This is a genomic window from Candidatus Pantoea symbiotica (genome assembly GCF_056491525.1).
The window spans coordinates 3,279,333-3,293,909 of record NZ_JBSZHR010000002.1 but is presented as its reverse complement, the minus strand read 5'-3'; the positions used below and the strand labels follow the sequence as shown (position 1 = coordinate 3,293,909).

Below are 14,577 nucleotides of genomic sequence, written 5' to 3'. Positions count from 1 at the left end.
CTACCAACATTTGTCTGTGGATGAATAGCGCTTGTCAGTGCTGCGTATTTGCGCTTAAGTCTGCACGATAATTAAGAATTTTCTTAATAGTCTCGACGATACCAGGCCAGCAATAGGCGAATAACAATGAATAATAACTCTGACGTCATGTACCGACTTTTGGTACAGAGCGTGGTGGATTACGCCATTTACATGCTCAAACCCGATGGCACCGTGGCGAACTGGAACGCCGGCGCGCAGCGTGCCAAAGGCTACACGCCCGATGAAATCGTGGGGAAGAATTTTGCGCTGTTTTACAGCGAAGAGGATCGTAAAAACGGCGCGCCGCAGCGCGGGCTGGCGACGGCGACGGCGACCGGACGCTTCGAAACCGAAGGCTGGCGCTATCGTAAAGATGGCAGCGCGTTTTGGGCGCATGTGGTGATCGACGCCATCCGCGATGAATTTGGTGAGCTGCTGGGCTTTGCCAAAATCACCCGCGACTGCACCGAGCAGCAGGAGCAACAGCGCAAACAGCGCGAACAGGAACAGCGTTTCCGCATGCTGGTGGAAGGCGTTAGCGATTACGCCATCTATATGCTCGATTTGGACGGCAACGTTGAAAATTGGAACGTAGGCGCACAGCGCGCGAAGGGCTACGTTGCCGAAGAGATCGTTGGACAGCACTTCTCACGCTTCTACAGCGCGCAGGATCGACTAAATCATATCCCGGAAAAAAACCTCACCACCGCCTTTAAAACCGGCCGTTTCGAAGACGAAGGCTACCGTTACCGCAAAGATGGCAGCGCATTTTGGGCGCATGTCATCATTGACGCGATCCGCGATGATGCGGGCAAGCTGATCGGTTACGCCAAAATCACCCGCGACTGCACCGAACAGCAGGCGCTGCTGCGTAAACAGCACGAGCAGGAGAAGAATTTCCGCCTGCTGGTGGAAGGCGTGCGCGATTACGCCATTTATATGCTAGATGTGCAGGGCCGCGTGGTGAACTGGAACAACGGGGCGCAGCGCGCCAAAGGTTATGTGGCTGACGAGATTGTCGGCCAGCACTTTTCCGTGTTTTACAGTTCAGCGGAACGTAATGCCAACGCGCCCGAGGCCAACCTCGGCATTGCGTTGAAAACCGGCCGTTTCGAAGATGAGGGCTGGCGCTACCGCAAAGATGGCTCGGCTTTTTGGGCGCATGTCGTCATTGAGGCAATCCGGGATGAGAGCGGCAAACTGATCGGTTTCGCCAAAATTACCCGCGATATCACCGAACGCCGTGAAAACGAACAGCAGCTGCTGCGCGCGCGCGATCTGGCGCAGTCGCAGAGCGCGAAAATGTCGGAGCTGTCGGGCTTTCTCGACACCATCATCAGCAATATTCCATCGTGCGTGATTGTGGAAGATGCCATCAGCCGTGAAATCCTGATGGTGAATGACAAAGCCGAGCAGCTGTTTGGCGTCAATAAAGCGCTGATCATGCATAAACGCCCGCACGAATGTATGTCGGCGGAGCTGGGCGATTACTTCAACAGCCTGGCGGATGTGGCGCTGCGTAGCGAAGGTATTCACTCACGCGAACAGCTGCTGCTGACCGCCGGCGGCGAGCGTATTTTGCATACGCGTGCCACCACCATCAGCGGCAAAGATATGCGTCAGAACTACGTGATGCTGATTGTCGAGGACGTGACCGACCAGCGCGAAGCCGATGCGCGCATCCGTCACATGGCGCATCACGATAATCTCACCAGCCTGCCGAACCGCGTGCTGTTCCGCCAGAAACTGAGTGAAGCGCTGCGCGTGGATAATCAGAATAACCAGGTCAGCGCCACGCTGTGTCTCGATCTCGATAACTTCAAAAACGTCAACGATGCGCTCGGCCACCAGATTGGTGATGACCTGCTGCGCGTGGTGGCGAAGCGCCTGCGCAGCGCGCTGCGCGACCATGATACGCTGGCGCGTATTGGCGGCGACGAGTTTGCCATCGTGCTGCCCAATGTCCGTTCTGCCGATGAAGCAGCGGTGGTGGCGCAGCGGCTGATCGAGGGAATCCGTCCGCCGATTAACGTTGAAGGACATAACCTGTCGGTGGGCTTGAGCGTCGGTATCGCGCTCACCTCGCAAGCCACCAACACGCCGGAACATATGCTGCGCTGTGCCGATATGGCGCTGTATGAAGCGAAACGTAATGGCCGCAACCGCTTCGAACACTTCACCATTGAAATGGACGATCAGGCGCGCAGTCGTCGCGTGATTGAGAACGATCTGCGTGATGCGATCTCCGGTCGTCAGCTCAAACTCTATTATCAACCGATCACCGACGAGAAGGGCATCATCGGCTATGAAGCGCTAATGCGCTGGCATCACCCGATTAAAGGGCTGATTATGCCGAACGATTTTATCCCGATCGCCGAAGAGACCGGCTTGATTCATATGCTCGGCGCCTACGCGCTGTACGAAGCCTGCCGCGAAGCGCAAAGCTGGAACACCGAACAATCGGTGTCGGTAAACCTGTCGCCGCTGCAGTTTAAGAACAGCTCGCTGGTATCCGTGGTGGAAGGCGCGCTGCGTGAATCGGGGCTGGCGCCGCATCGGCTGGAAGTGGAGATCACCGAATCGGTGCTGCTGGACGATACGCTCGGTAATATCCGCACATTGCAAAGTTTGAAAACCCTTGGCGTGCAAATTGCGCTGGATGATTTCGGTACCGGCTACTCATCGCTTAGCTATTTGCGTTCGTTCCCGTTCGACAAGATCAAAATCGACAAGTCGTTCATTAACGATATGGGCGACAGCCGCGAGGCGCTGGCGATTATCCGCGCCATTACTGGTATGAGTCGTAGCCTCGATATTCAGATCACCGCCGAAGGCGTGGAGAGCGGCGAGCAGTACGCCAAGCTGCGTGAAGAGGGTTGTACGCTGTTCCAGGGTTATTTCTTTGGCCGTCCGCAGCCATCGGAATTGCGCTTGAAAGAGTTGGAGTAAATGCGTTGGTCTCGGTCGCCATAAATGGCGACCCTACGAAATGCATCAAAAAACGCCCGACATGTCGGGCGTTCTCTGTTTTGCTGTGTGTAATCTTTATTATTATGCGCCGTGGCCGTCGACAGACATGTGGCCGAGATCTTTATCCACCAGGAACAGGCCTTCGCCTTTGGTGCCGACCATCGCCAGTTTATCCAGCACAGTTTTGAACAGCTTCTCTTCTTCATGCTGCTCGGCAACGTACCACTGCAGGAAGTTGAAGGTTGAGTAATCCTGCGTGGTCAATGCGGTGTGCACCAGCTCGTTGATTTTTTTGGTGATCAGCTGCTCATGCTTCAGCGCTTCTTCCAGCACGTCGTTCAGTGACGTCCAGCTAATGGCCGGAGCCGCAATGCTGCCCAGTACCGGCAAAGCACCGGCATCGCTGACGTAATCAAACAGCTTCTGCATGTGCTGCATCTCTTCACGAGAATGCATTTTCAGGAATGAAGAGGCGCCTTCATAGCCTTTATCGCTGCACCAGGCGCTCATCTGCAGATACAGGTTGGCAGAGAAGAATTCGAGGTTCAGTTGGTCGTTTAAACGCGAGGTCATTTCAGCAGTTAACATGGCTGAGTCCTTTTTAATTTGTCAGGTGAAGTACGGCGAATTATGCATCAATCTATACTTTTTTGTGAAGGACTTTCCTTAAAAAAGTTGAATTTATCTTATTGATTGTAAATGGAATTATTCCACATGTTGAATGCGAAGAGTTCTCACTTTTGACTAATTTTCATTCACGCTGGATTGATTATAGCTGCACATCGGGCGATGCTGAGGCTTGCCTTTACTTGTCAGGAGCTTAGCGGTGTCGAACGTCTTAGAGCATTACCATTTTCTGCATGAAATTCCCGAGCTGGGTTTTCAGGAATTCAAAACCTCTGCTTATATTGCCGATCAGCTGGAAAGCGCCGGAATTAAGGTGACGCGCGGCATCAATAACACCACTGGAATCGTGGCGGAAATCGACAGCGGCGTGCCCGGTCCGGTGCTGGCGCTGCGTGCGGATATGGATGCGCTCGGTCATATCATTGACGGCGTGGCGTGTGCGCGTCACACCTGCGGCCACGATGGCCATTCGTCGGTGGTGCTAACGGCGGCGCAAGAGCTGCTGAAAGAGGGCGCGATCAAGAAAGGGCGGCTGAAGCTGCTGTTCCAGCCAGCGGAAGAACTCGGTGCCGGCGCGCTGGCGATGATTGAGGGCGGCGCGCTGGAGGATGTGGAGATGATTCTCGGCTTCCATGTGCGTCCGCTGGAAGAGTGCCATGTTGGGCAGGCGACGCCAGCGGTGATCTACTCCGCCTGCAGCACGCTGGAAGCCACCATCAAAGGCGCGCCGGCGCATGCAGCGCGTCCGCATTTGGGCGTTAACGCGCTGGATGCGGCAGTGCAAGCGGTGCAGGCCGTCAACGCCATCCATCTGCCGCCGGGTTTGACCTGGAGCGTGAAAGCCACGCGCTTCCTGTGCGACGCGGGCGTGACCAACTCGGTGCCGGATGAGGCGCGCGTGGTATGGGATTTGCGTTCGCAGGAAAACGCGCCAATGGATGTGCTGAAAGAGAAAGTGACGCTGGCGATTCAGCACAGCGTGGCGGCGTTGGGTGCCACGGCTGACGTGGTGGTGCTGAAAGAGATGCCGGCAGCAGAAATTCATGAAGAGGCCACGGCGGTGATTCGTGCGGCGATTGTCGATGTGCTGGGTGAAGAAGGTTTGCTGGATACCAAAACCACGCCGGGCAGCGAAGATTTCTTCTATTATCCGGTGAAAAATCCGCAGGTGAAAGCCGGTTTCTGGGGATTAGGAACCAATCTGGTGCCGGGCCTGCATCATCCTGAGATGCGCTTTGAGCTGAGCTCGCTGGAGATTGGCGTGAAGATCTTTAAAGCGGCGGTGGTGCGGGTGTTGGGCTGAAATGTGAGTCGGTCGCCATGAATGGCGGCCCTACAAGGGCAACACTATGCGGCGATTTCCCCCTTCGGTGAAATATTGTATGCTATGCCGCCTCAATGCTGCCGGGATAATCGGAACTGCCGCCAATGTAGATCGCACACCTCTTGCTGTGAACTGACGCCACTGCGTCGCCATTGGCCGCGTTATCCTGCGGAATGACCCCGAAACGATTTATTCGCAGCGCGCCGCCCGCGTGTTGCCCTTGAAGAAGAATTCACTCAATGTCTAATGCTCCCTTTTTAGAAGAAGTGGCGCGCCGCCGTACTTTTGCGATCATCTCGCATCCGGATGCCGGTAAAACCACAATCACCGAAAAAGTGCTGCTGTTCGGACAGGCGATTCAAACCGCCGGTACCGTCAAAGGCCGCGGCTCCAACCAGCACGCGAAATCGGACTGGATGGAGATGGAGAAACAACGTGGTATCTCCATCACCACCTCGGTGATGCAGTTCCCGTATCGCGACAGCCTCGTGAACCTGCTGGATACCCCAGGACACGAAGACTTCTCCGAAGATACTTACCGTACGCTGACGGCGGTTGACTGCTGTTTGATGGTGATCGACGCCGCGAAAGGTGTTGAAGATCGTACCCGTAAGCTGATGGAAGTCACGCGCCTGCGCGATACGCCAATCATTACCTTTATGAACAAACTCGACCGTGACATCCGCGATCCGATGGAGCTGCTGGATGAAGTGGAGAGCGAGCTGAAGATCGCCTGCGCGCCTATTACCTGGCCGATTGGCTGCGGCAAGTATTTCAAAGGGGTTTATCACCTCTACAACGACGAAACTTACCTGTATCAAACCGGTAAAGGCCACACCATTCAGGAAGTGCGCATCGTTAAAGGTTTGGCTAATCCCGATTTGGACGCAGCGGTGGGCGAAGATTTGGCACAGCAGTTGCGCGATGAGCTGGAGCTGGTGCAGGGCGCCTCGCACGAGTTCGATCAGGAGCTGTTCCTGAGCGGCGAACTCACGCCGGTGTTCTTCGGCACCGCGCTGGGTAACTTCGGCGTTGATCACATGCTGGATGGCCTGGTTTCCTGGGCGCCGCGCCCAATGCCACGCAACACCGACACGCGTCTGGTGGAAGCGAAAGAAGAGAAATTCAGCGGCTTCGTGTTTAAGATCCAGGCAAACATGGACCCGAAACACCGCGACCGCGTGGCCTTTATGCGTGTGGTATCTGGTAAGTACGAAAAAGGCATGAAGCTGCGTCAGGTGCGTACCGGCAAAGACGTGGTGATTTCCGATGCACTGACCTTTATGGCCGGTGACCGCTCGCACGTGGAAGAAGCCTATCCGGGCGACATCATTGGTCTGCACAACCACGGCACCATTCAGATTGGCGACACCTTTACGCAAGGTGAAAACATGAAGTTCACCGGCATTCCGAACTTCGCGCCAGAGCTGTTCCGTCGTATTCGCCTGCGCGATCCGCTGAAGCAGAAACAGCTGCTGAAAGGGCTGGTTCAGCTGTCGGAAGAGGGCGCGGTGCAGGTGTTCCGTCCGGTGCATAACAACGATCTGATTGTGGGCGCGGTTGGTGTGCTGCAGTTCGAAGTAGTCGTTGCGCGCCTGAAAAGCGAATACAACGTTGAGGCGATTTACGAAGCCATTAACGTCTCAACCGCTCGCTGGGTTGAGTGTGATGACGCGAAAAAATTCGACGATTTCCAGCGTAAAAACGAAGTGAACCTGGCGCTCGATGGCGGTGATAACCTCACGTATATCGCGCCGACCATGGTAAACCTCAACATCACCCAGGAACGCTATCCTGACGTGCGATTCCGCAAAACGCGCGAGCACTAATCGGCGTTGCCAGCAGGGCCTGTGATTTTCACTGGCCCTGTTTTATTTGTTACAGACTCCTCCTAATTCCGCTGTTTTTTTCTCTTTTTGGCGATATATCAACCACAAGAGCCAGCAAAAGCTGTAATCCCTACTACTATTATCCTGTCGGACGAGAAAAGAGACCTTTCGGGTTTCATTACGTCCAGTAACTCAGCAACGCCGTTCGTTGCTGGCGCATCCGCGATAACGGATGAGTTAACTGATAGAAGGATGATATCGATGAATAAGACTAAGATTGCCAAAACCCTGATTGCTGCCCTGGCCGGTTCTGCTCTGCTGAGCGGTGCGGTGTTTGCAGATGAATCACTGTCGCAGAAAGCACAGCAAACCTCCGACAGCGCGGGTGCGAAGATCGATAGCTCTATGAAAAAAGTCGATGGTTATATGGATGACAGCGGCATCACTGCTAAAGCCAAAGCGGCGCTGGTGGATAATGAAGCGATTAAAAGCACGGATATCTCCGTCAAAACGCATGATGGCGTGGTGACACTGAGCGGCTTTGTAGCTTCTCAGGATCAGGCTGAAAAAGCCGTCGCGCTGGTGCAGAAAGTCGAAGGTGTGAAATCCGTCAGCGACAAACTACACGTTAAAGACAGCAAAAATGCTTCTCTGAAAGGTTATGCGGGCGATACCGCAACCACCAGCGAAATTAAAGCTAAGCTGTTAGCAGATGACATCGTGCCATCACGCAACGTTAAGGTGGAAACCACCGACGGCGTGGTGCAGTTATCAGGGGAAGTGGCGAACCAGGCACAGTCCGATCGTGCTGAGAAAATCGCCAAAGCCATTGAAGGCGTGAAAAGCGTGAAGAATGACCTGAAGGTGAAATCTTAACGCGAGCGACTCGGCACCTGCTGGTGCCGTTTCGTAATAAAAACAAAGGTGTAAATAAGCAGTTCGATTTTCACAATGGTAAAGGAGAGGCTTATGTTTCGTTGGGGTATTATCTTTCTGGTCATCGCTCTGATTGCTGCAGCATTAGGTTTCGGCGGTCTGGCGGGTACGGCAGCATGGGCAGCTAAAATTGTCTTCATTGTCGGTATTATTCTGTTCCTCGTGAGCCTGTTTACCGGGCGCAAACGACCCTGACTACTTGCGTCTCAATAGACGCTAACCCGCGAGTCACCTAAAGCGGAGACCGGTCATTTGCGGCATACTATGAAGCCGCAACGATTGCAGAAGCAATTGGTCAGGGAACGACAATGACTGGTTCTCCGGGATGCTGCTTCGGCGACTCCCTCAGAGCAAGCAACACTGAGGGACATCCATTGGGAACACGTATTCCGTTGACGTTAGGTTCACTTGAACCGCTAGCTTTAACCCCTTTCAAATCCAGTAAAATCGCCTTGGTGTGCGAAGGCGGCGGTCAGCGCGGCATCTTTACCGCAGGCGTGCTGGATGAGTTTCAACGCGCAGGCTTCAATCCCTTTCAACTGTTACTCGGCACCTCGGCCGGGGCGCAAAACTTGTCGGCGTTTGTCTGTGGCCAGTCTGGCTACGCGCGACGCGTGATCTCGCGTTACACCACCAGCAAATTATTCTTCGATCCGCTACGATTCGTGCGCGGCGGGCATCTTATCGATCTCGATTGGCTGATCGACATCACCAAACAGGAATTTCCGCTGGCGCTCAATACCGCCGAAGGGCTGTTTGCCAAAGGCAGCGAATTCTATATGTGCGCCTGCCGCAGCGACGATTACCGCGCTGAGTACTTCAATCCGATTAGCTCCAACTGGCATGACATCCTGAAAGCGTCCAGCGCGATTCCCGGTTTTTACCGCAGCGGCGTGCAGATGGACGGCGTGAGCTATCTGGATGGCGGCATCAGCGATGCAATCCCGGTGCGCGAAGCCGCACGCCGCGGCGCGGATACCATCGTAGTGATCCGCACCGTGCCGTCGCAGGTGTCATACACGCCGAAGTGGTTCAAACGCATGGAGCGCTTTTTGTCTGACAGCGCCTTGCAGCCGATGATCAACATCCTGCATCAGCATGAAGAGAGCTATCGCGAGATTCAGCAGTTCATTGAGCAACCGCCGGATAACCTGCGCATCATCGAAATCTGTCCGCCTAAACCGCTGGCGAGCATGGCGCTCGGCAGCCGCTTGTCATCGCTGAATCAGGATTACCATTTAGGCCGCCGCAGCGGGCGCTATTTCCTCGCCACGCTCGGTCAATGGCTGAGTGATGCCGAGCCGTTGGTACGTTCAACCACGGTCACGCCGCCCGCCGCTGTGGCGAATTCACCCGACAACCGCCCACTGATTACGCCCGCGCTGGCGGAAAACGATGCGGATTATGATAAAGGCTCGCTGGCATGAAGTTTATCGATACGCACTGCCACTTCGATTTCCCGCCGTTCGTTGATGATGCAGACGCCAGCATTGCGCGCGCTGCGCAGGCGGGCGTGGAACGCATCATTGTACCGAGCGTGGATGCCAGCCGTTTCGCGCGGGTGACGCAACTGGCGCAGCAGCATCCGGCGCTGTATGCCGCGCTGGGCCTGCATCCAATCAACATTGCTGAGCATCAGGAAGATGCACATCTTGATGAGTTAGAGCGCTGGTTGAAAAAGCCGGATAGCAAGCGGGTGGCTATCGGCGAGATCGGTCTCGATCTCTATATGGACGATGCGCAATTCGCCAAACAGACGCGGCTGCTCGATAAGCAACTCAAGCTGGCGAAGCAATACGATCTGCCAGTGATCCTGCACTCGCGTCGCACCCACGATCAGCTGGCGCTGCACTTACGTCGTCACGATCTGCCGCGCCGTGGCGTGGTACATGGCTTTGCTGGCAGCCAGCAGCAGGCGGAGCGCTTTATTCAACTCGGCTATGCGATTGGCGTGGGCGGCACCATCACCTATGAACGCGCCAGTAAAACCCGCAACACCATCGCCAGCCTGCCGCTTAGTGCGTTATTACTGGAAACCGACGCGCCCGATATGCCGCTGCAAGGTTTTCAGGGCCAGCCCAATCGTCCGGAGCGGGCGCGCAATGTGTTTGACGTGTTGTGCCAGTTACGCAGTGAATCCCCCGAAGTGATTGCCGACGCGCTGTGGCATAACAGCCAGCAGCTGTTCGCCTTGCCTGCCTGATTCTCCCCCGACAGATTCTGCATTTACGCTGCCTTACGCCTGATTAGCTACATTGATAAAGCTGAGAGTACACTTTTGCGCCCATTTTTGTGATAATAATAACAACGGCCATCGCGGCGCATTTCGGCCTGACTGGTGGTTATTTGTGATTCACATCACTAAATAACTGTATTTAAATGACAGGTTTTCTTTTTCGTGTGACATGAAGCGCAATTCATCGTCACGGTAGTTGTTAGAATTGTCACATTCCCCGGTGGGTTGTGCCCGCCGATCTGAATTTTGGAGAGCATCATGACCGACCTGAAAGCAGCAGCACAGCGCGCATTGCAACTGATGGATTTAACCACCCTGAACGAAGATGACACCGACGAGAAAGTGATCGCGCTGTGCCGTCAGGCGAAATCCCCAGCCGGTAATACCGCTGCCATCTGCATCTATCCGCGTTTCATCCCGGCAGCACGTAAAGCGCTGCGCGAGCAGGGCACGCCGGAAATCCGCATCGCCACCGTCACCAACTTCCCGCACGGCAACGATGACCTTGAGATCGCGCTGGCTGAAACCCGCGCGGCCATCGCCTACGGCGCTGACGAAGTGGACGTGGTGTTCCCGTATCGTGCGCTGATTGCTGGCAACCGTGACATCGGTTTCGAGCTGGTGAAAGCCTGTAAAGAAGCCTGCGCACAGGCAAACGTGCTGCTGAAAGTGATCATCGAAAGCGGCGAGTTGAAAGACGAAGCGCTGATTCGTGCTGCATCGGAAATCGCTATTGATGCGGGCGCAGACTTCATCAAAACCTCAACCGGTAAAGTGCCGGTCAACGCGACGCCAGAAGTGGCAGCGATCATGATGCAAGTGATCCGCGATAAAGGCGTGAAGCAGCAAGTTGGTTTCAAACCGGCCGGCGGCGTGCGCACTGCGGAAGACGCGGCACTGTATCTGAAGCTGGCGGACGACCTGCTGGGTGAAGGCTGGGCGGATGCGCGTCATTTCCGCTTTGGCGCTTCCAGCCTGCTGGCAAGCCTGCTGAATACGCTGGGCCACGAAACCGCGACCAGCAAAGCGGGTTATTAAGTTCATATCGATGTTCGTAGGGTCGCCATTTATGGCGACCTCTCTATTCCGGGGAGGCAACCGTGTTCCTGCCACAAGAAATTATTCGTAAAAAACGCGACGGCCAGGCGCTGAGTGAAGCGGAGATCCGCTTCTTTATCAACGGCGTGCGCGACAACAGCGTTTCAGAAGGTCAAATTGCCGCGCTGGCGATGACCATCTATTTCCATGATATGACGCTCGACGAGCGCGTGGCGTTGACCATGGCGATGCGCGACTCCGGCACGGTGCTGAACTGGAAATCGCTCAATCTCAACGGCCCGATTGTTGATAAGCACTCCACCGGCGGCGTTGGCGATGTCACTTCGCTGATGCTCGGCCCGATGGTGGCAGCATGCGGCGGTTATGTGCCGATGATCTCCGGGCGCGGCCTTGGCCACACCGGCGGCACGCTGGATAAACTGGAAGCGATTCCGGGCTTCGATATCTTCCCGAGCGACGATCGTTTCCGCCAGATTATTAAAGACGTCGGCATCGCGATTATTGGCCAGACCAACTCGCTGGCACCGGCCGACAAACGTTTCTACGCCACGCGTGATATCACCGCCACCGTGGATTCCATTCCGCTGATCACCGCGTCGATCCTCGCCAAAAAGCTGGCAGAAGGATTGGATGCGCTGGTGATGGATGTCAAAGTGGGTTCCGGCGCCTTTATGCCGACCTTCGAAGCCTCAGAAAATCTGGCGCAGGCGATTGTTGGCGTGGCGAACGGCGCAGGCTGCAAAACTACTGCTCTTCTCACCGACATGAATCAGGTGCTGGCTTCTACTGCGGGTAACGCGCTCGAAGTGCGTGAAGCGGTGCAGTTCCTGACCGGCGAAGCGCGCAATCCGCGTCTACTGGAAGTGACAATGGCGCTGTGCTCGGAAATGTTGATCTCCGGCAAACTGGCTGAAAACGACGCCGATGCACGCAAAAAACTGCAGCAGGTGCTGGATAACGGCAAAGCCGCTGACGTATTTGCCCGCATGGTGGCGGCGCAAAATGGTCCGGTCGATTTCATCGAGCGCATGGACAGCTATTTGCCAGCGCCAACGCTGAGCAAAGCGGTGTACGCCGATGGTGCTGGCATTGTCAGCGCAATGGATACGCGTGCGCTTGGCATGGCGGTGGTTGCGCTCGGTGGAGGCCGTCAGCGTGCCAGCGACAGCATTGATTACAGCGTGGGCCTGAGCGACATGACCACGCTCGGTACGCAGATCGACGCGCAGCGTCCGCTGGCGATTATCCACGCCGCGTCGGAAGCGCAGTGGCAACAGGCCGCTGCCGCCGTTAAAGCGGCTATCACGCTGAGCGATACTGCGCCAGCGATCACGCCGGTGGTTTATCGTCGCATCAGCGAATAACTGGCGCTTCTTCGTGCCAGGCAGCGGCCGTTCGGGTATACTGATCTGATCGCTTTTTTTTGACTTGTCATCGCGCATTGCGCAGGAGACTTGCATGAAACGTGCTTTTATTATGGTTCTCGACTCCTTCGGGATCGGCTCCAGTAAAGACGCCGATAAATTCGGTGATGAAGGATCGGACACGCTCGGCCATATCGCCGAAGCCTGTTTCGAAGGCCGCGCCAATGAAGGTCGTGAAGGCCCGCTGCACTTACCTAACCTGACCAAACTGGGCCTCGGCAAAGCGGCTGAGCTCTCCACCGGTCGTTTCCCGCCAGGCCTCGATCCCAACGCGGAAATCATCGGTGCGTACGCTTACGCCAGCGAATTGTCGTCCGGTAAAGATACGCCGTCGGGCCACTGGGAAATCGCCGGCGTGCCGGTGCTGTTTGATTGGGGCTACTTCAGCGACAAAGAGAATAGCTTCCCGCAGGAGCTGCTGGATGTTCTGGTGAAACGTGCCGATTTGCCGGGATATCTCGGTAATTGTCACTCATCGGGCACGGTAATCCTCGACCAGCTCGGCGAAGAGCACATGAAATCCGGCAAGCCGATTTTCTACACCTCGGCGGATTCGGTGTTCCAGATTGCCTGCCACGAAGAGACCTTTGGCCTCGATCGCCTGTACGAGCTGTGCGAAATCGCCCGTGAAGAGCTGACCAATGGCGGCTACAACATCGGCCGCGTGATTGCGCGTCCGTTCGTCGGCGACAAAGCGGGCAACTTCGAGCGCACCGGCAACCGTCACGATCTGGCAGTGGAACCGCCAGCGCCGACCATGCTGAAAAAACTGGTCGATGAGAAGGGCGGTGAAGTGATTTCGGTGGGTAAAATCGCCGACATTTATGCTGAGCAGGGCATCACGCAGAAAGTTAAAGCCACCGGCTTAGACGCGCTGTTCAACGCCACCATCGAGCAGATGAAGAAAGCGCCAGATACCTCGATTGTGTTCACTAACTTCGTTGATTTTGACTCAACGTGGGGACATCGTCGCGATATCGCCGGTTATGCGGGCGGGTTGGAGTTCTTCGATCGTCGCTTGCCAGAGCTGATGGAGTTGGTGAAAGAGGGGGACATTCTGATCCTCACCGCCGATCACGGCTGCGATCCAAGCTGGAAAGGTACTGAACACACGCGTGAGCACATCCCAATTCTGATCTACGGCCCGAATGTGAAGCCAGGATCGCTGGGATACCGCGATACCTTCGCAGATATCGGCCAGACCATCGCAAAATATTTCGGCCTGTCCAGCATGGACTACGGCAAGAGCATGCTGTAAAACAGCGCCCCAAATTTAATAAGGAAAATAACCATGGCAACGCCTCATATTAATGCAGAAATGGGTGATTTCGCGGACGTCGTACTGATGCCGGGCGATCCGCTGCGCGCTAAGCACATCGCTGAAACCTTCCTTGAAGATGTGGTGGAAGTGAACAACGTGCGCGGCATGCTGGGTTACACCGGGACTTATAAAGGCCGCAAAATTTCGGTGATGGGTCACGGCATGGGCATTCCATCCTGCTCGATCTACACCAAAGAGCTGATCACCGATTTCGGCGTGAAGAAGATCATCCGTGTCGGTTCTTGCGGCGCGGTGCGCGCAGACGTGAAACTGCGCGACGTGGTAATTGGTATGGGTGCCTGCACCGATTCCAAAGTGAACCGCATGCGCTTCAAGGATCACGACTTCGCCGCGATTGCGGACTTCGACATGGTGCGTAACGCGGTTGACGCCGCCAAAGCGCTGGGCGTTGATGCGCGCGTGGGTAACATCTTCTCGGCCGATCTGTTCTATACGCCAGATCCGCAGATGTTCGACGTGATGGAGAAGTACGGCATTCTCGGCGTGGAAATGGAAGCGGCGGGTATTTACGGCGTGGCAGCAGAGTTTGGTGCCAAAGCGCTGACCATCTGTACTGTGTCGGATCACATCCGCACCCACGAGCAGACCACCGCGGCTGAGCGTCAGACCACCTTCAACGATATGATTAAGATCGCGCTGGAGTCAGTGCTGCTGGGCGATTAATCACTGCGTTAAACCAGGTCGGCATAAATGCCGACCCTACATTCGTCGTAGGGGCGCCATTAATGGCGACCTGGCTTCCCCCCGTAAACATCTGACACACTTTTACCCAGGCTTGTGCATCTTCGTGCTGGCTCTAAAGCAATCTC

At 55.5% G+C, this 14,577-nt stretch carries 12 protein-coding genes; 11 read left to right on the top strand and 1 reads right to left on the bottom strand.

Features of this window, described 5'->3' with window-relative positions:
- Positions 1 to 126 precede the first annotated feature (126 nt).
- Complete coding sequence (locus ACXIZX_RS15755; protein WP_479404503.1) at positions 127 to 2,970, top strand: EAL domain-containing protein; 2,844 nt, start codon at positions 127 to 129, stop codon at positions 2,968 to 2,970.
- A 102-nt stretch (positions 2,971 to 3,072) separates the two neighbouring features.
- On the opposite strand, the gene ftnA is transcribed toward ACXIZX_RS15755, so the two are convergent.
- Positions 3,073 to 3,579, bottom strand: a complete 507-nt coding sequence (gene ftnA / locus ACXIZX_RS15750) for a non-heme ferritin (protein ID WP_008103301.1) — start codon at positions 3,577 to 3,579, stop codon at positions 3,073 to 3,075.
- A gap of 238 nt (positions 3,580 to 3,817) precedes the next feature.
- Here ftnA and ACXIZX_RS15745 point away from each other — a divergent pair, with 238 nt between their 5' ends.
- From ACXIZX_RS15745 to deoD, 10 genes are all read left to right on the top strand, one after another.
- A complete protein-coding gene (locus ACXIZX_RS15745) occupies positions 3,818 to 4,921 on the top strand; it encodes a M20 peptidase aminoacylase family protein (RefSeq protein ID WP_179452143.1) in 1,104 nt (367 codons plus the stop codon).
- A gap of 260 nt (positions 4,922 to 5,181) precedes the next feature.
- A complete protein-coding gene (gene prfC, locus ACXIZX_RS15740) occupies positions 5,182 to 6,771 on the top strand; it encodes a peptide chain release factor 3 (RefSeq protein ID WP_061720497.1) in 1,590 nt (529 codons plus the stop codon).
- A gap of 261 nt (positions 6,772 to 7,032) precedes the next feature.
- The gene (gene osmY, locus ACXIZX_RS15735) at positions 7,033 to 7,647 is read left to right on the top strand and encodes a molecular chaperone OsmY (RefSeq protein ID WP_179452144.1); all 615 of its coding nucleotides are present in this window, start codon (positions 7,033 to 7,035) and stop codon (positions 7,645 to 7,647) included.
- Positions 7,648 to 7,740: 93 nt separating this feature from the next.
- Complete coding sequence (locus tag ACXIZX_RS15730; protein WP_007893192.1) at positions 7,741 to 7,902, top strand: DUF1328 domain-containing protein; 162 nt, start codon at positions 7,741 to 7,743, stop codon at positions 7,900 to 7,902.
- Between the two features lie 179 nt (positions 7,903 to 8,081).
- On the top strand, positions 8,082 to 9,134 hold the full coding sequence (locus tag ACXIZX_RS15725) for a patatin-like phospholipase family protein (RefSeq protein ID WP_179452145.1): 1,053 nt from the start codon (positions 8,082 to 8,084) through the stop codon (positions 9,132 to 9,134).
- Complete coding sequence (locus ACXIZX_RS15720; protein ID WP_179452146.1) at positions 9,131 to 9,910, top strand: TatD family hydrolase; 780 nt, start codon at positions 9,131 to 9,133, stop codon at positions 9,908 to 9,910. The genes ACXIZX_RS15725 and ACXIZX_RS15720 overlap by 4 nt, the downstream gene beginning before the upstream one ends.
- A 291-nt stretch (positions 9,911 to 10,201) precedes the next feature.
- Positions 10,202 to 10,981 carry a deoxyribose-phosphate aldolase gene (deoC, locus tag ACXIZX_RS15715; RefSeq protein ID WP_061720500.1) on the top strand — a complete coding sequence of 260 codons (780 nt, stop codon included), beginning with the start codon at positions 10,202 to 10,204 and terminating at the stop codon, positions 10,979 to 10,981.
- Positions 10,982 to 11,043: 62 nt separating this feature from the next.
- Positions 11,044 to 12,366, top strand: coding sequence for a thymidine phosphorylase (gene deoA, locus ACXIZX_RS15710; protein WP_179452147.1), 1,323 nt, complete (start codon positions 11,044 to 11,046; stop codon positions 12,364 to 12,366).
- Between the two features lie 94 nt (positions 12,367 to 12,460).
- On the top strand, positions 12,461 to 13,684 hold the full coding sequence (gene deoB, locus ACXIZX_RS15705) for a phosphopentomutase (RefSeq protein WP_154155177.1): 1,224 nt from the start codon (positions 12,461 to 12,463) through the stop codon (positions 13,682 to 13,684).
- Between the two features lie 33 nt (positions 13,685 to 13,717).
- Entirely contained in the window at positions 13,718 to 14,431 is a 714-nt protein-coding gene (deoD, locus tag ACXIZX_RS15700; RefSeq protein ID WP_008103284.1) for a purine-nucleoside phosphorylase, read from the top strand.
- Positions 14,432 to 14,577 lie beyond the last annotated feature (146 nt).